At 38.5% G+C, this 18,361-nt stretch carries 14 protein-coding genes; all 14 read right to left on the reverse strand.

The window, feature by feature from the left end; all coding sequences use genetic code 11:
* Positions 1-7: 7 nt before the first annotated feature.
* Positions 8-649, reverse strand: a complete 642-nt coding sequence (locus tag F0Q01_RS04775; RefSeq protein ID WP_163927148.1) for a CPBP family intramembrane glutamic endopeptidase — start codon at positions 647-649, stop codon at positions 8-10.
* The gene (locus F0Q01_RS04780) at positions 636-1,289 is read right to left on the reverse strand and encodes an HAD hydrolase-like protein (protein WP_090149634.1); all 654 of its coding nucleotides are present in this window, start codon (positions 1,287-1,289) and stop codon (positions 636-638) included. Before F0Q01_RS04780 ends, F0Q01_RS04775 begins: the two co-directional genes overlap by 14 nt.
* Positions 1,286-3,526 (reverse strand): DNA gyrase/topoisomerase IV subunit A, encoded by a 2,241-nt coding sequence (locus F0Q01_RS04785; RefSeq protein WP_090486802.1) that lies wholly within the window; start codon positions 3,524-3,526, stop codon positions 1,286-1,288. The genes F0Q01_RS04780 and F0Q01_RS04785 overlap by 4 nt, the downstream gene beginning before the upstream one ends.
* A gap of 79 nt (positions 3,527-3,605) precedes the next feature.
* Complete coding sequence (locus F0Q01_RS04790; protein ID WP_090149628.1) at positions 3,606-5,531, reverse strand: DNA gyrase/topoisomerase IV subunit B; 1,926 nt, start codon at positions 5,529-5,531, stop codon at positions 3,606-3,608.
* 77 nt (positions 5,532-5,608) lie between these two features.
* Positions 5,609-6,046: a dUTP diphosphatase gene (gene dut / locus F0Q01_RS04795; protein ID WP_090486805.1), complete on the reverse strand. Its 438-nt coding sequence runs from the start codon at positions 6,044-6,046 to the stop codon at positions 5,609-5,611.
* Positions 6,047-6,064: 18 nt separating this feature from the next.
* A complete protein-coding gene (gene nrdG / locus F0Q01_RS04800) occupies positions 6,065-6,556 on the reverse strand; it encodes an anaerobic ribonucleoside-triphosphate reductase activating protein (protein ID WP_090149622.1) in 492 nt (163 codons plus the stop codon).
* Between the two features lie 122 nt (positions 6,557-6,678).
* Complete coding sequence (gene nrdD / locus F0Q01_RS04805) at positions 6,679-8,802, reverse strand: anaerobic ribonucleoside-triphosphate reductase (protein WP_090486808.1); 2,124 nt, start codon at positions 8,800-8,802, stop codon at positions 6,679-6,681.
* Positions 8,803-9,008: 206 nt separating this feature from the next.
* Complete coding sequence (locus F0Q01_RS04810; protein WP_090486811.1) at positions 9,009-10,094, reverse strand: hypothetical protein; 1,086 nt, start codon at positions 10,092-10,094, stop codon at positions 9,009-9,011.
* Between the two features lie 166 nt (positions 10,095-10,260).
* Positions 10,261-11,388, reverse strand: coding sequence for a hypothetical protein (locus F0Q01_RS04815; RefSeq protein WP_090486814.1), 1,128 nt, complete (start codon positions 11,386-11,388; stop codon positions 10,261-10,263).
* Positions 11,389-11,430: 42 nt separating this feature from the next.
* The gene (preA, locus tag F0Q01_RS04820) at positions 11,431-12,933 is read right to left on the reverse strand and encodes an NAD-dependent dihydropyrimidine dehydrogenase subunit PreA (RefSeq protein WP_090486817.1); all 1,503 of its coding nucleotides are present in this window, start codon (positions 12,931-12,933) and stop codon (positions 11,431-11,433) included.
* An 11-nt stretch (positions 12,934-12,944) separates the two neighbouring features.
* On the reverse strand, positions 12,945-14,984 hold the full coding sequence (locus tag F0Q01_RS04825; protein WP_090486821.1) for a SpoIIE family protein phosphatase: 2,040 nt from the start codon (positions 14,982-14,984) through the stop codon (positions 12,945-12,947).
* Positions 14,985-15,138: 154 nt separating this feature from the next.
* Positions 15,139-16,146, reverse strand: a complete 1,008-nt coding sequence (locus tag F0Q01_RS04830; RefSeq protein ID WP_090486824.1) for an NAD(P)H-dependent glycerol-3-phosphate dehydrogenase — start codon at positions 16,144-16,146, stop codon at positions 15,139-15,141.
* Positions 16,147-16,162: 16 nt separating this feature from the next.
* Positions 16,163-16,837, reverse strand: a complete 675-nt coding sequence (gene plsY / locus F0Q01_RS04835) for a glycerol-3-phosphate 1-O-acyltransferase PlsY (RefSeq protein ID WP_090486827.1) — start codon at positions 16,835-16,837, stop codon at positions 16,163-16,165.
* Entirely contained in the window at positions 16,837-18,162 is a 1,326-nt protein-coding gene (gene der / locus F0Q01_RS04840) for a ribosome biogenesis GTPase Der (protein WP_090486829.1), read from the reverse strand. Before der ends, plsY begins: the two co-directional genes overlap by 1 nt.
* Positions 18,163-18,361 lie beyond the last annotated feature (199 nt).

Consider the following 18,361-nt stretch of genomic DNA (forward strand, 5'->3'; position numbering starts at 1 on the left):
GTCCCTCCTAACTGAATAAAATCACGATAATATTAATTAATCCGTGAGCAATGATACAAAGAGAAAGTCTTTTATGCTTGGTATACATAATACTCAACACAAAGCCAATCGCTATTGCATAAATAAATTGTACTATATTATTGTGGAGAATACCAAAACAAATTGAAGAGATGACAATAGCAGGCCATCTTCCAATCCATAAATAAAGCTGTCCAACTACTATTCCTCTGATTAAAATCTCTTCTAAAATGGGAATTACTATTCCACTACAGAGCAGTTTAATAAGTATGCTTCCATCAGTTAATGTGGCACTTGCTCTCTTAAATCCCTCAGATGAATTAATAAGTGATGAATGGGTTAATAGAATGTTAAGTACTATGGAAAACGCCACTACACCAACTACCCAAATCACATAGGAAAACAAAGTCTTCCTATCCAAATTATCCTCAGGAATTAATTTAGGATATCTCTTGTATAAGGCATAAATAGGTATAATACATACTAGTCCTGCAATCAGCAAACAAGTCACTTTTCCAATTCTAGCACCAAAGATCTGAATCAAAAAAGAAACGCCCACCTGATAAACTAGGAAGTAAACAACAATAGGATATATAACTTGAAATAAACGATTAGTCTTAATTTCCTTCAATGTAATCTAAAACCTCATCTGGATAATCAAAAACCTCTATAGCACCATGTTCATATAAATCATCTCTAGTACCAGAGCCCCAAGTAATTCCAATACATTTAATGCCAACTTGATTAGCTCCATCCACATCAAACATTGTGTCACCAATCAAAACAGTCTCCTCTTTTAAATGCCAAGGCGCTCTTTCAAAACATAGATTAATAACCTGAGCCTTAGTATCTATCTTAGCATCCATAGTAGCACCACATATCTCGGTAAAATACTTATCGATACCAAGATGGGAAAGTATTTTACGTGCTGTAGGTTCCGGTTTTGAAGTGCACACAAAAAGACAATAACCTCTTTTTACTAAAGAATCCAAAAGTCCCTCAACGCCCTCAAATACATCGGCATTAAGACATCCATCTTCTTTGTCATAGTAATGTCTGTAAGTAGCTACAGCCTCTTTGAAATCTTCATCACGAACATGCAAATAATTTGGAAAAGAATAGGTAAAAGGTGGTCCAACACATTTTTTTAATGTGGCAAAATCCGGTATGTCATACCCAAACTTTTCAAGAGTAAGTTTCAGCCCCGTAATAATACTAGGGGCTGAATCAATTAATGTTCCATCTAAATCAAAATAAACATTTTTTATCATTTTTTTACACCTTTAGTGTCGCGAGTGCCTACATGAAGTCTATTAAGAGCAACAGGCTTACCCTTTACCTTCACGTCTTTTGCCTCTCCATCAGCAAGTACATGAATCTGTGTAAGGTAATCGCCCTTAGCAAGCTTCATTCCTCTAACACCAACAGCAGTTTTCTTCTTTTCAGGGATGGTTGCTCCATCGATTCTAAGGAACATATCCTTTTCTGACTGCATAACCACAGTATCAGTAGGCTCTAATATCTTAACGCAGATTACTTCATCCTTGTCATTAAGCTTGGTGGCTGCAATAAGCTTACGAGAAACATCAAACTCAGAGCCATCTACTACCTTGATCATGCCCTGCTTTGTACCAAAGATAAGCTTTTTATCTTTTATGTTTTCCATAGCATCTGCAAAGATAAGGTTTTCTTTTGTAAGGTCAATCTTTGAGCCCTTTTCAGCAGTATCAATTGGCTGCCCCTTATCTCTAAACTTACCAAATGGAAGGGAAAGAACCTTTATAGCGTGCATATCACCCTTTTCTGTGAAAAGGCAAATCTTGTCTACATTTTTACAGAATACAATCTTTTTAGATTCTGTCTCTGCAGCATCTTTATTACGCTCAAATGTAGGCATATCAATGACACGAGCATAGGCAAATCTGTCGATAAGCACTGCTACATCAATAACCTCAATTGGCTTTTCTTCAACAACTGCCTCTTCCACATTATCAATGACAGTACGGCGCTCTCTTGCATATTCCTTTTTTATTGCCTGTAAATCCTTAATGATTACCTTTGCCATCTCAGCACGAGAGCCAAGAATCTTGTTGTAATCAGAGATTTTCTGCATAGTCTCGGCATAGTCAGCTCTAAGAGCCTCAATTTCAAGACCGATAAGGCGATGCAATCTCATATCAAGAATAGCTTGGGCCTGACGCTCTGTGAATTTAAGAAGAGCTGCGTCCTTCTTAGACTGCTCTGATTTGAACTTGATTCCATCAGTGATACCCTCTACCAAGCAAGCCTTAGCCTGCTTAACATCCTTTGAGCCTCTGAGAATCTCAATAATCAAATCAATAACATCACAAGCCTTGATTAAGCCCTCCTGGATTTCCTTCTTTTCACGCTCTTTGCCAAGAAGATGAGTATACTTTCTAGTGCAAAGCTCATATTGGAAATTAACATGATGTCTGATAATAGGCACAATGCCAAGAGTCTCAGGCTTGCCATCAGCAACAGCAAGCATGTTGACACCAAATGTATCCTCTAGACGAGTCTTCTTGTAAAGAAGATTTAATACGTTTTCAGCGTTTGCACCTTTTCTCAGCTCTACAATTATTCTAATCTGCTCGCCCTTTGACTGGTTAGAAATATCAGTAATGTCGTTAGTCTTTTTAGTCTCTACTAACGAGTAAATATCGTTAAGGAACTTACCAATATTAGCACCTATCATAGTGTAAGGAATCTCTGTAATGACAATCTGTTCCTTGCCACCCTTGATTTTCTCAATCTCAGCCTTACCACGAATTTTGATTTTACCAACACCAGTAGAATAAATTTCCATCAAATCATCCTTGTTGGTGATGATTCCTCCTGTTGGGAAATCAGGACCATGGATGATTGATAACATCTGGGCTGTATTAATGTCAGGATCCTTCATGTAGGCAATAACGCCATCAACAACCTCGCCTAAATTATGCTGTGGAATAGATGTAACCATACCTACAGCGATACCGTCAGAGCCGTTAATTAAAATATTAGGAACTCTAACAGGAAGTACCTCTGGCTCCTTTTCAGTCTCATCATAGTTAGGAACAAAATCTACTACATTTTTATCCAAATCACCTAGGTAAACTTCCTGAGCCACCTTAGCAAGACGAGCCTCAGTGTAACGCATGGCAGCAGCTCCATCACCCTCGATAGAACCAAAGTTACCATGACCATCTACAAGTGGAAGACTCTTTTTAAAGTCCTGACTCATAACAACAAGTGATTCATAAATAGAGCTATCACCATGTGGGTGATATTTACCCATTGTATCACCCACGATACGAGCAGATTTTTTGTATGGTTTATTATAATCAACCTTCAATTCGTACATGTCATAAAGAGTACGACGCTGTACTGGCTTAAGACCATCTCTTACATCAGGTACTGCACGGGCAAGAATAACTGACATAGAATAATCTATGAAGGATTTTTGCATTATCTCAGAATATTCTGTTCTAATAATATCTTGTGCCATAAGTAATTAAACCCTTTCTAAATACTATACGGGAAAACACGCAATTTATTTTAAGGCGTGTATATGAGATATAAATTGACTATACGTCAATCTCAGCCTCCCTAGCATGCTTGTATATGAACTCCTTACGTGGAGCAACATCTGAGCCCATAAGAAGCTCTGTAACCTCTGATGCCATAAGAGCATCCTCGATTTCAACAAGCTTAAGCTTTCTACGATCAGGATCAAGAGTTGTCTCCCAAAGCTGCTCTGCGTCCATCTCACCAAGACCCTTGTAACGCTGAAGAGTAAATGATTTACCATTCATCTTTTTGCGATACTTATCAAGGGCAACATCATCATAAAGATATTCTTCCTCGCCCTTAGTAGGAATAGCCTTGTAAAGAGGTGGCATTGCAATATAAACATGACCTTCTCTAATAAGCTCAGGCATAAATCTGTAGAAGAATGTCAAAAGAAGGGTACAGATATGAGCACCATCCACGTCGGCATCAGCCATGATTACTATCTTGTCATACCGAAGCTTTGAAATATCAAAGTCATTGCCGTAACCCTCAGAGAAACCACAACCAAAAGCGTTGATAAGTGTCTTAATCTCTGCATTGGCAAGAACCTTGTCCATTGAAGCCTTTTCTACGTTGAGAATCTTACCTCTAATAGGCATAATAGCCTGATACATTCTATTTCTAGCCTTTTTGGCTGAACCACCAGCGGAATCTCCCTCTACGATGAAAATCTCGCACTTGCTAGCATCTCTTGATTCACAATTAGAAAGCTTACCATTTTGATCAAATGAAAACTTCTGCTTAGACAAAAGATTAGTCTTAGCCTTTTCTTCGGATTTACGAATCTTAGCTGACTTTTCAGCACATGAAATAATAGCCTTAAGAGTCTCTAAATTTCTATCGAAGTATAGGATAAATTCATCCTGGCAAACCTTTGTTGTAGCCTTTGCTGCGTCAGGATTATCAAGTTTTGTCTTAGTCTGTCCTTCAAATCGTGGGTCAGGATGCTTGATGCTGACAATAGCGGTAATACCATTCCTAACATCGGCACCAGTAAAGTTGGCATCCTTTTCCTTTAAGATACCAAGCTCTCTAGCGTAATTATTGATAACTGTTGTAAGAACAGTCTTAAATCCTGTGATATGAGTACCACCCTCAGAGTTATAGATATTGTTACAGAATCCAAGGATGTTCTCCTTGAACTCATTACAGTACTGGAAAGCTATCTCAAGCTCAATACCATCAGCACTGCCCTTGAAGTAAATAACATCATGAAGTGTCTCAGCTGTCTTATTGATCTCCTTAACAAAGCCCTTAATACCATCTGGCTCATGAAATGTAAGGTACTCAGGCTCCTCACCACGCAAATCAGCATAATGAATAGTAAGTCCTGGGTTAAGATAAGCTGTCTCATGAAGACGTGACTTAACCTCATCTTCTTTAAAGTTAGTCTTCTCAAAAATCTCAGCATCAGGAAGGAAATTAATCTTTGTACCATGCTTTGTAGTCTTTGAAATCTTTGGAAGCAAGCCATCTACAAGCTTTTCTGTAGGAACACCTCTTTCATACCTATCATGGTGTACATATCCCTCACGAGAAATACTTACGTCCATGTACTCTGAAAGTGCATTAACAACAGAAGAACCAACACCGTGCAAACCGCCGGAAGTCTTGTATACACTATCATCGAACTTACCACCTGCATGAAGTGTAGAGAAAACTAAACGTGCAGCAGGAAGTCCCTTCGCATGCATTCCAACTGGAATACCTCGTCCATTATCCTCAACAGTACAGCTTCCGTCCTTTTCAAGTGTGACATAGATAGTGTCGCACTCTCCTGCTAGATGCTCATCTACAGAGTTGTCTACAATTTCATAAATTAAATGATTCAAGCCCTTTCTAGAGGTGGAACCAATGTACATTCCAGGTCTTTTTCTAACAGCCTCAAGCCCCTCTAAAACAGATATACTGCTTTCATCATAGGTAACCTTTTTTGCCATAAAACTTCTCACTTTCAAATAATATGTATAAAGCGCACTAAAGGCGTCTGACAAAAGCCAGGCGCCAAAGTATCATTCTAATGTTTTCCTGTGGAACCAAATCCGCCCTCACCACGGGCTGTATCTGAAAGCTCAGATACCTCAGAAAACTCTACTGAAAGAAATGGTACAACTACAAGTTGAGCAATTTTTTCAGCAGGTGTTACAACTCTTTCAACTTCACTATCATTGTGAAGAGCTACCTTAACTTCTCCCCTATAATCCGAGTCAACTACTCCTACGCAGTTAGCAGGTCTAAGTCCTTCCTTAGCTGAAAGACCAGATCTAGCAAAAACTCCTCCGAAATATCCCACAGGAATCTCCATAGCAAGACCAGTACCAATCATAAGAGTCTGGTGTGGAGCGATTTTAACCTCCTCTGTGATATCTGCAAATAAGTCATATCCTGCAGCATACTCAGAACCTCTCTCTGGAAGCTTTGCAGAATCTGTAAGCTTAGTTATGTTAATATTCATTATTCAAAAATCTCCCTTTTAATCTACATGCAAAACTATTTGATTAAGCTTTCTAGTCTGAGGTACATCAATAACCCGCTGATTAATACTACCTCTCCATTTTGCCTGTAAATCTATCTTATCAATTTCAAATTCTCCGTCAACCAGAACATCCAAATATTCCATTATTTCAAGAGATTTAATTTCCTCATAAGTGAAGCCCGTATAGAGCCAGACGGTCTTGCCGGGAAATCTCTCCCTAATCTCCCGGGCAAGCTCCGTCACCTCCCTACGATTTCCTGGAAACAATGGGTCACCTCCACTAAATGTAATTCCAGAAATATAATCTCTAGATAAGACTTCGAATAATTCATCTTTTGCCGCCTGATCAAATTTCAGGCCTCCATCAGGATCCCACGTGATTGGATTCTGACATTCCTTACAGTGATGGTCACATCCGGCCACCCATAAAACAACGCGCAAGCCGTCGCCATTTAGCATGTCATCTTTTGTTATATTATGATAATTCATCTTTATTATTCTCCAGTCCGCAAATCCTTACGCTCATAATCATTAGATTCTCTTCCAGTGACTAAAATGTCACTTTCAGAGAACAAATAGATTGTTAGCTAGAATTTGCTCAATCTAGTAAATTACATGGATTTACGGTCGGCTATTTCAGCCATCTTTGCTTCATTAAGACGTGTATCTCCCTTTACACGAGAATATGAAAGATATCCATTCATTCGGTCAATCTTGGTCAGGTTCTTACTGCCGCAAACTGGACAAACATCCATCTCAAGCTCCTCGTGACCGCAGTCATCGCAATATGAAAGCGATAAATTAACGCCCTCGTAAAAGCCCTTAGCCATTGCACGACGAACAAGCGTCTTAACAGCGTCGCGATTGTAGTTAATTGGATATCTGACATACTGGATTTTGCCACCGTTAGACAACTCCCAGAATCTTCCCTCCAAGTCCTGTTTCTCAATAGGAGTAATATCCTCGGAAACATGGCAATGGAAAGAATTTGAAACATAGTCTCTATCAGAAACATGCTCGATAATACCGTATTTATTTCTAAACTGTTTAACCTGAAGTCCGCATAAATTCTCAGCTGGTGTACCGTAGATAGCGTAGAGATTGCCGTCTTCTTCCTTAAACTGGTTTACCTTTTCATTGATATGCTTTAGTACTTCAATTGCAAAATCTCCATCCTCAACGAGAGACTTGCCATTGTAAAGTTCCTGAAGCTCATTAAAAGCTGTAATGCCAAATGAAGCTGTAGCAGCCTTTAAAAGTGGCTTAATCTTGTCGTGGAATCCAAGATGTCCGCCATAGAAACCGCCCTCGCAATATGCAAGTGGATTGGTAGATGCACGCATCTCGCCAAGATAAGCATATGTACGGATGTGAAGCTTTCTAATCATCTCAAGGTAATAATCAAGCACCTCGTAGAAATCTCTAGATTCCTGACGAGACTTAGCAAGAATCATTGGAAGATGAAGTGAAACAGCTCCAATATTGAAACGTCCAATAAATACTGGCTCGTCATTATCATCTGCTGGCTTCATACCGCCTCTTTCATACCAAGGAGAAAGAAAGGCTCTACATCCCATTGGAGAGATAACCTTGCCATATTTTTTGTACATGCTGGCAATGTAACCCTCACCTGTAAGAGAAAGCCAATCAGGATACATAGTCTTTCTAGAACAGTCAATTCCTGCCTCGAAAACATCCTCAAGCTCCTTGCCTGGTCCGTGAAGATTCTCATCATACAAGAAGACAATCTTAGGGAATAAAACAGGCTTTTTAAATCCAGGCTTACCCTGTCCAATTGAGCGAACCTTAAGACAAGCCTTTGAAGCCATCTTTGCAAATACTGATGTGCCAAGACCAATAGTAACAGTGATAAATGGATAGTCACCGCGGCTAGATGCAACTGTGTTGAACTTGTACTCCCAGCCCTGGAAGCCCTGCTCCATCTCTCGCTCAACCTCGCTCATGGAAACCTCATGAGCCTTATCCTTATCAATGCCTAAATCTAAATATTTAGCCAAATATTTATCGTATGACTTCTGAGCGTACTTCTCCAAAATCTGGTCTGCCTGAGGAATAGTAAATCCACCGTACTGCTGGCTTGCTGCCGAAAGTACAATATCTCCGATTACGTCAAAGGCAACATCGAGGCTCTTAGGCTCATTATAGAAAATATTGCCCATCTCAAATCCGCCCTCAAGAACTGACTTAACATCGAAAAGACAGCAGTTCATGGTATCGCGTCTAGCATTCATATCATGGATATAAATATAGCCATCTCTGATTGCCTGAACTTCCTCTGTAGTAAGGAAAAATTTCTTGTAAAGCTCTCGATTAAGCTCATTGAAAATCAATGAACGCTTTGTAGAAACAAGCGCTGAATCGGTATTAGAATTCTCCTTATCACCGATGTACATGATGTTTTGAGACTTCTTATAAACATCATCCAACATCTGGACGAAATCCTGCTTATAGTTGCGGTAATCCCTGTAACTTTTCGCCACCATAGGGTTAACACGTTCCAAAGCACCCTCAACAATATTGTGCATCTGTGCAATCTCAATCTTCTCAAGGCCAAGCTCCTCCACTCTTTCCTCAACAAATTGACAAATGAAACGCTCCTGCTCAGGAGTAAATTTAACTAGCACACGTGTGGCAGACTTTCCTACAGCCTCAACCACCTTTTGTACATCAAACCGCTCTAACGCCCCGTCCTTTTTTACTACATACCTTTCCATTTACAGACCTCCGAAATTTATTGAAAATATCACATAATTTTTAAAAATTCAGTCAATATATAGATTTTTAAACAAATAAACTACTAGATATTGTGTTGATAGAATTATACTACCACCACACTATCTAGTAGTCAATAGATTACAGCACCACTAAATGAAGTTTCACAAAAGATTCAAATATCTGTTAGCAATACCTATGAGATTTATTAATAATTGGATTTAAAATATGATACCGAAACATTAAACATTGCCGTTCCGTCATCTAGGAACATGCAACTAGCAGACGCGTTATAGTCGTCTTTAGTATCCACAGTACTATAATCAGAAATAAAATCTTCACCATCAGAGGAATGGTTTTCGATTTTTTCCTTAAATTCATCAGACACTTCTACTTTAGTATAGTATTCTTTGGCATCTATTAATCCTTTCTCATAGAATTCTTCAACCATATCTGTTAAATTAGCTATTTTATCTTCACATCTTCTAATATTAGCCTCACTTGAAAGATCCTTAAGGAAATAGCAAGAATAATCCATCATATCAATTTCGCCATCTTCATCTATCATTATCATAAGAGACTCATCTTCAAGCATATTTTCTGTTCGAAAATCAACAAAATAGGTATCATCTAGAAAGTCAGATGTGCAATTATATCCTCTTTTCTCACCAATTTTAATCATTGCATCAATCCTTGCATCCACATCCTTTTGATCGATTTTCTCATCTACTTTAGAATCGTCCTTGTCCTCTTTATCGTCCTTATCTTCCTTATCTTCTTTTTCTAATTTTTCCTGTCTGGCAAGAATGGCATCAACATCTACATCATCGCCTCCATTATGAAGCCAAGCAAATCCCATAACATTAAAATTAATTAAAAGAAATGCTGCAATAGGAACTATTAAAATAAGCATGCTAGGGAAAACCACTGGAAGTTTAACACCGTTTGCCTTAGCAAGTGAACGGATACTATTACCCTGGTCCTCTAAAGTATATGGGTCGTTTGACTTTAATCCTTCCCAGTCTGGAGAATTCTTTGAACCCAGGTAAACTATAAATCCTACAATTGCAGAAATAGCAAAAATTGATGCAGCAACATAAAAAGCGTACTTTGAAGCATCATACCCTTTATTAAACCATAAACACTGGATATCAAACGCCCCTGTCACATTTACATATACAAACATTGCAATTAAAAGCAAAATGTTGATAATGGCAAAAATCTTTGCCCTATGTGCTCTCTTTAAAACCTTTTCATTGTTATTCATAAATTTTCTAACCCTTTCACAATTCATATAGTAGAGAAATAATATCTCCCTCAGCTAGGTAGTATATTACTACTCGGGTAAACAAAAATCAATAGAAAAAATAAAAAATCTAGCCCATTAGATTTCTCTAATGAGCTAGACGAATTAAACTATATTCTATTATCCAATATAAGAATTAGGAAACACGCAGTAACTAGTTATATTTAAAGGTAGCAAGCGTATCTGCAAAGAACTCATCAAGCTCCTCGATGCTCATCTCTGGAACATGCTCAGAATGGGTAGTAGATAGCTTTACTGTAATGACAGTTTCTTTTACATCAATTCCGTATAACACATATCTCATCTCACTGCCATCATCAGTTCTTTCAATCCACTCAGCTCTTTTGGCAGGATAAGAACCAATTGTTGTATCTGTAAATTCTAAATCCTTAGGATTTATGTCAGTGTTATTTTCATATACAGCCTTCTCTGGGTCTGAATAAGCAGATGTACAGATAACCATAAAAGTACCAGAATAGAAATCTCCGCTTTCCACTCTACCAAACATATCCCCCTCTTCACCTATAGAAGAAAGAGTTATCTTCCTTAAGTCGTAAGTAATCTCATAATCGAAATTACTCTTAAATGTATACATCTCATCTTCATCAGATGTGGTAGCACCAGCAATTGCCTCAGGAGCTCTACCAAAGTCCTGCCACTGTGTAATGCCAAGATTATTTAATGTAACATATTCTTCAATAGACTTGACGCGAGCCTTTTCGATATCCTCATCAGACAATGCATTAATCTTGTCCAACATACCTTCAATAGGGCTAAACATATCCTGCATATCGTAATAAGTCTGAGATAATTGCCCGTCTGTTATAGTAACATTTCCATCAGCCTTGCTTATATGGAAAATACCATAGCTTCTAGCTCCAGGACCTGAGCAAAGTGTAGTGTTTCTAAGTGTGTAGCCATCAATATTGAAAGAACCATATACAACAATATCATCGTCACTGTTCTCATCAGTTTGAACAATGATACTATATGGAATCAATACGTCTAAATCATCAAGTCCTGCCTCCTTACCAAAATAGTCAATGAGATAATCACTTATTTCAGCTAAATATTCTTCATCACCAGTATATTTATATGCCGGTAGTGGCAATGACACTGAAGCATTTTCGACAGGCTCTTCTGCCACATCCTCTACTGCGCTACCATTTACATCTCCATCTGGTGTATCTGTGGCTGGTGCAGCTGTTTCTTTAGCGCCACAACCAAGCACTGATAATGACAAAATTAATAGGGACAAAACAAAAGCCATCCTTTTTTTCATACTAAACCCTCCATCGCCCAAACGGCCTACACTTATTAACAATCAACCATCCCCTCGATTAATCCTTCTCTTACTATGTGAAATTGCGTGTTCAGGACACACAAGTAAGCACAGATGACAGCCTACACATTTACTTCCATCAAGATGAGGGATTCTATCTTCAAAACTAATAGCCTGGTGTCCGCCATCGTTGCAGGAAACTACACATCGACCACAGTGGACACATTTATCAAGAGCAAATTTTGGCAGTAAAACTGTATCTCTCTCTAAATCATCTGTAGTATTACTTACACTATCGATTCCAGCTCCTATAATATCCTTAACAGATTTAATCCCCATCTGAACCAAATAATAGTTTAGTCCAGTCTTTAACTGATCAATAATTCCGTATCCATATTGCATAACCGCTGTAGTAATCTGAATAGAACCAGCGCCTAACAGAATAAACTCAAGAGCATCTCGCCAAGTTTCAATTCCTCCCATACCACTAATATGCATGCCCTTAAGCTTTTCGTTTTTACCAAGCTCAGCCATAAAACGAAGGGCAATGGGTTTTACCGCATTACCACTATAACCACCTATAACCGACTTTCCTCTTACAGAAGCATCTCCTGCATAAGTATATGGATTAACACCTGTGATACTCTTTATTGTATTAATAGCAGCTATTCCATCAGCGCCCCCACGAAGTGCAGCCTCTGCAGCAGGGCTCATAGTTGCCACATTAGGTGTAAGCTTTGCAAATACAGGAATAGTAGTACTCCTTTTAGCTGCCTTAGTAAATCTCTCAACCAACTCCGGAAGTTGTCCTATATCAGAACCAAGTCCATCTTCTTGCATATTAGGACATGAAAAATTAAGCTCTATAGCATCAGCACCATTTTCCTCACAAAGCTTGGCAAGTGACTCCCATTCAGCCTCATTTTGTCCCATTATGGAAGCTAAGATAACCTTGTTAGGATAATTTTTCTTAAGCTTCCTGAATATCTCCATATTTTCAGAAACACTATGGTCAGATAACTGCTCAATATTTTTAAAACCAATTATGCTACCATTGTCTCCAGAAATAGCTGAAAATCTTGGAGAAGCCTCATGAATATCAAAGGAACAAATGGTTTTAAAACAAGCTCCTGCCCATCCAGCGTCAAATGCCCTAGCGCACATATCATAAGTTGAAGAAACAACAGATGAAGATAGCAAAAATGGATTTTCCAAAGGCACACCGCAAATATCGCATTTAAGGGCAGATTCATTTTCTGGTATTTCTATTTCTGCCACAGGTCTAACTTCATCAGATAGCCTGGTAATTATATTTTTAATTTGCACATTCCTTTTACTTATACAGGCCTTCTCACATGGTGCGTCACACTTTACGCAGGGATTAATACAGGGAAGACTCATTGCTGCAATGTCCTGATTGTCAAACCAAACATTTTTAAGCATTTTTGCAGGATCACCTTTAGGACAAGCTTCTGAACAAGGTGGGTCCAAGCACAAAAGGCATGAAATCATATCAGAACGACTAAGCACATTTTTGAAAATCATACAAGCCTCCTTTAGTCTTCAGCATATATAACAAACTCAAAGCCTAACATTGTAATATCATCGAATTGCTCTGCATCTCCCTGGAATGAAATCACTTCATCCGCCAGTTTCTTAAGAGATTCTTCGACAGATACTCCTTTAAAGGAATTGAGACAGTCAACAGCTCTTTTCACTCCAAACTGTTCAAATTTATTATTTACTGCCTCAGGAATTCCATCCGTATATACGAATATCCTATCGCCAGGCTCTAAGACAATTTCATATTCCGTTGCTCTAGTATTAGGCATAGCAGCTATTGCAAGAGAATGCTTGTCTTTTATTACCTCATAGTCGCCACCACGCCGCTTGATAAACGGAAACTCATGACCTGCGTTGGCACATTTCATTACACCAGTCTTTAGATCGATAATTCCAATCCAAACTGTCACAAACATCTCAGCATCGTTGCCTTCGCAAAGGGTATTATTAGCCCTATATATAATTTCTTCAGGAGATGAACCAGACTCTGCCAAACTCCTGATTGCAGTTTTGCTTCGCATCATGAACAAGGCTGCAGGAATTCCCTTTCCAGAAACATCAGCAATCACAAGACAAAGCTTATCTCTATCTACAAGGAAAAAGTCGTAGAAATCCCCACCTACTTCCTTTGCTGTTTTCATATATGCAAACAAATCAAATTTCTTTTCACCAGGAAAATTAAATACTTTAGGAAGGGCGGATTCCTGAATGGTTTTTGCAAGAATCAGCTCTCTTTCTATTCTTTTTTCTGCAGCAGCTATATAGCCTTTTAGAGTCAAAACAGTCTGATTGATATCGTCTGAAAGTGAAGCAAACTCAGAGGAACTTCTGACCGTAACCACCTCATTTAAATCACCGTTTGTAATCTTGCTTAAAGATGCATTAATAAGCCTAATATTGTTTACTACTATCTGATTTACAAGAAAAGCGATCAACACATAAATAACGGTAAACAAAAGAATATCCGCAAATGCGATTTCGTAAGCTTCTGCATTTCTATGCCAATAAACCTCATCTTTTTCCATTGCAGCAACAACATAATCCCCATCATAAACCTGGCTAATATAGATGAGACTATTCTTTCCCCAAAACTTCCCAGAATATATTTTTTCAATATTCGCCTTATATTTTTCAAATTCATTGGACGGTACAGCTTCCCCAGTATGTTCTCCTCTTAAGACCACACCATCCTTTGCTATTATCTGGAATTGAACATTGCTATCATGTTCAATCACCAGCCTATTTTCCATATAAGAGGTTCCTATGGACTGAGCGTTTGAAATAAGTGTATTTTTACCATCTTGAAATGCTGCCTGATTTTGAATCAAAAATGTAATAATAAAGCTTCCAAGTATAACAATAGATGTAATTATAAAAAGCCAACGCTGGAACTTTTGTGAAACAGAAATAGACTCTTCGTCTTGTTTTTTCAGAGGATTGGTCCACTCTCCTGTAAAAACCTGAAGCATAATAGATATAAGAGCAAGGCAGATACCAGTGAAAATAATCATAGGAATAGAACAGGTATCGACAACCATGAAAGCCATTCTCATATCGTCTCTATGAGTTAAGAAAACCACATACATATGGAAAACTTCCATAACAGAGCCCATAAAAAATGCGTAGAATGGAGAAGGCTTACGGCCTTTAAAGACAGCACTATTCATCCCCAGTGCAACAAAGCCTGCTAGGCATGTAGATACGCTACAAGCAATCCTTGTATATGAACCCACACCCAAAAACGTACCAACGATATATCTTTCAATACCGCCAATAAGACCAGCAAGTATACCTGCCCCAGGAGAAAAGAATAATCCGGCGGCAAGCGGGCCAACATCTCTTATATTAATAACCATATGTTCATAGGGTACGCCAAAATGAGTAGACAAAATTGAGCTTATTCCAAATGCAACACCTACAATAAGCTTTCTTGTCTTATTTAACCCCCTGATTCTGGTCCAACGCCAAAGAATTGCCGTAAGAAATAGATAGAGTATAGTCAGACCAGACATTTTCAATATCATTATAAACATATACTCTACCTCATACGTTTATATTATCATTCTCTATTATTGAATTGTGTGAAAATTCCATTAACATTCCATGTAACACAATAGAGTTTTGTCTTGCAAAACTCTATTGTTTCCTAATAAAAAAGGCAAGCCCTAAAGGGCCTGCCCAAAATAATTACCATTCTAATTCGTCGGTTTCATCCTTCTTAGATCTAGTCATCAGCTCGTATACTGCATCCTTAACAGACATACCATCAAATAAAACAGCATTAACAACCTCTACGATTGGCATCTCAATATCATATTTTTTAGCTAGCTTCATAGCTGCCTTTGCAGAGAACACACCCTCTACTACCATGGCAACCTTTTCCATAGCCTCGTCCTTTGTCATACCCTGGCCAATGTAAAAACCAGCCATTCTATTTCTAGAATGCATAGATGAGCATGTAACAATTAAGTCACCTACACCAGTAAGGCCTGAAAGAGTCTCTGCCTGTCCGCCCATTGCCACTGCAAGAGCTGAAATCTCCTTGATACCACGAGTAATTAAAGCTGCCTTAGCATTATCTCCAAAGCCAAGTCCATCTGACATACCTGCAGCAAGAGCAATGACATTCTTAAGCGCAGCACCAACTTCAATTCCCTTAACATCAGGGGATGAATAAACTCTAAAGTACTTGTTCATAAATAAGTTCTGAACAAATAGAGATGTCTGACGATCTGTAGAGCCTGCCACCACAAGTGTAGGTTTGAAAGTAACTACCTCCTCAGCGTGGCTTGGTCCAGAAAGTACGCATATACGTTTCTCACTGCCAAGAACGTCTTCCAAAATCTCTGTCTGCGTAAAAAGAGTCTCTTCCTCGATACCCTTTGTTACAGTGATGAAAATCTGATTGTCATTGACAAAAGGCTTGATCTTCTCTGCTGTCTCGCGAGTAGCCTTAGATGGAACTGCCATTAAAATAACATCAGCTGTCTTAGCTGCATCCTCTATATCAGCAGTAAAGCTCATTGAATCAGGAAGTCTCACTCCCTTTATTTTGTCGCTAGTATGGGTATCATTCATCTGGTCTACTTGAGACTGACGATGTGACCATACCTTAACATCGTGACCGTTTTTGTTGAGCATAACAGCAAGGGCTACACCCCAGCTACCAGCTCCAATTACACTAATTCTAGCCATTAAATACCTCTAGTTTCTATGCTCTAGTTTCTGGGTGGAATGAAAATTTATTTTCATTGCCTGAAAGTAAACGCTTAATATTTGCATGATGAAGTGCTATTGAAAGAGCTGAAACAAAACAGCAAATAACAAGCACTTCTGTCAACTCTCTACCCTGGAATCTGCCAGTGACAGACTTAACATCGCAAAGAGCAAACACAATCATCTCAGCAGCAAATGAAAGTACTCCAATAATAGAGCCAAGTGATACGTATCTAGTGATTGCTACTATTCCAATGAAGATAACCGCTGGAATAGGCACACCTATTGGGAATAATGCAATAATAAATCCAAGTGTAGATGCAACTCCCTTGCCGCCCTTAAAATGCATATAGCATGGAAAATCATGACCAAGCACAGTACCAAGTCCTGCATAAACCATGTAAATATTTGTATCTTCAAAAAATCTATGGAATGTCAGCCATACAAAAACAACAGCAACAATGCATTTTGTACAATCCCATAAAAGAGTAATAAGGCCAGCTGGAACACCTAAATTTCTCATAGTGTTAGTAGAACCAACATTACCACTTCCGACTTTTGTCAAATCGATATTCTTAGACTTGCCAATAAGATATCCCATAAGGATCATTCCAAAACAATATCCAATAATTACCGCTACAATTCTTCCAATTATTTCCCCACTTGTCATTATTCGTTTTCCTTTCTCTCTCTAATTATAAATTTCAAAGATGTGCCTTCAAATCCGAATGCATCTCTGATTCGATTCTCAAGGTATCGTACGTATGAGAAATGCATCAAGTATTTCTCATTTACGAATATAACGAATGTAGGAGGCTTAACCGCAACCTGTGTTGTATAGAAAATTTTAAGTCTCTTACCCTTATCTGTAGGTGGCTGCTGAAGAGCAACTGCCTCAGTAACAATTTCATTGAGAACACCAGTGGCAATACGCATAGAGTTGTTCTCGATAACTGCATCAATTGTCTCATATATCTTACCAAGACGCTGACCGCTCTTGACCGAAATAAAAAGAATAGATGCATAAGGCATAAACGAAAGAATCTGACGAATCTTAGTCTCATGTTCTTTCATGGTCTTGTCATTCTTCTCGATGGCATCCCACTTATTTACACAAATAATTATACCCTTTCCACGTTCATGGGCAATACCTGCAATTTTAGCATCCTGTTCAGTAACACCTTCAGTAGCATCAATCATAATGATAACTACATCAGCCTTCTCAACAGATGCAACAGCTCTAACTATAGAATATCTCTCAAGATCCTCTTTTATCTTGCTCTTACGTCTAAGTCCTGCAGTATCAATGAAAATGTAGTCCTTATGATTGTAACGAACCCTTGTATCTACAGCATCTCTAGTAGTACCTGCAATATCCGATACAATAACACGCTCCTCACCGCAAAGCTTGTTGATAAGAGATGACTTACCTACATTTGGCTTACCAATAACTGCAATTCTAGGAGTATCGTCCTCTTCCTCATTTTCAGATGGCTCGGGGAAATACTCAACAACCTTATCAAGCATATCACCAAAGCCAAGGCGAGATGATGCAGAAACTGGAATTGGATCGCCGATACCGAGATTATAGAACTCATAAACATCAGCCATATCTCGCTCGAAACTATCCACCTTATTGACAACTAAAATAACTGGCTTGTGACTGCGGCGAAGCATATCTGCTACCTTTGAATCACTATCCTGAAGTCCCTGCTTAACATCCACAAGGAAAATAATCACATCAGCTGTATCAATAGCAATCTGAGCCTGCTCTCTCATCTGAGAAAGAATAATATCTTTAGAATCTGGCTCAATACCTCCAGTGTCAATCATAGTGAAATCATAATTAAGCCAACTAACATCAGCATAGATTCTATCTCTTGTAACACCTGGAGTGTCTTTAACTATAGAAATACGCTCACCAGCAAGGGCATTAAACAGCGTAGATTTTCCAACATTTGGGCGGCCAACAATAGCCACAACTGGTCTTGCCATAATTTATATCTCCTCTAAAAAATCATAATCAAATTCTTACATTATAATCCAAAAATCGAAACAGCGATTTATTTATCAATTGCAATATATCTAAGACAAAATCTAGTTAACAATGTATTAGCATTCTCGAGCGAGACGTGTTAGTCGAGCGGTGAATGACTAATCATTGTTAACGTAAGATTTTTTCTCAACCTAAAGT

Source organism: Pseudobutyrivibrio xylanivorans (assembly GCF_010906925.1).
GTDB lineage: Bacteria > Bacillota > Clostridia > Lachnospirales > Lachnospiraceae > Pseudobutyrivibrio.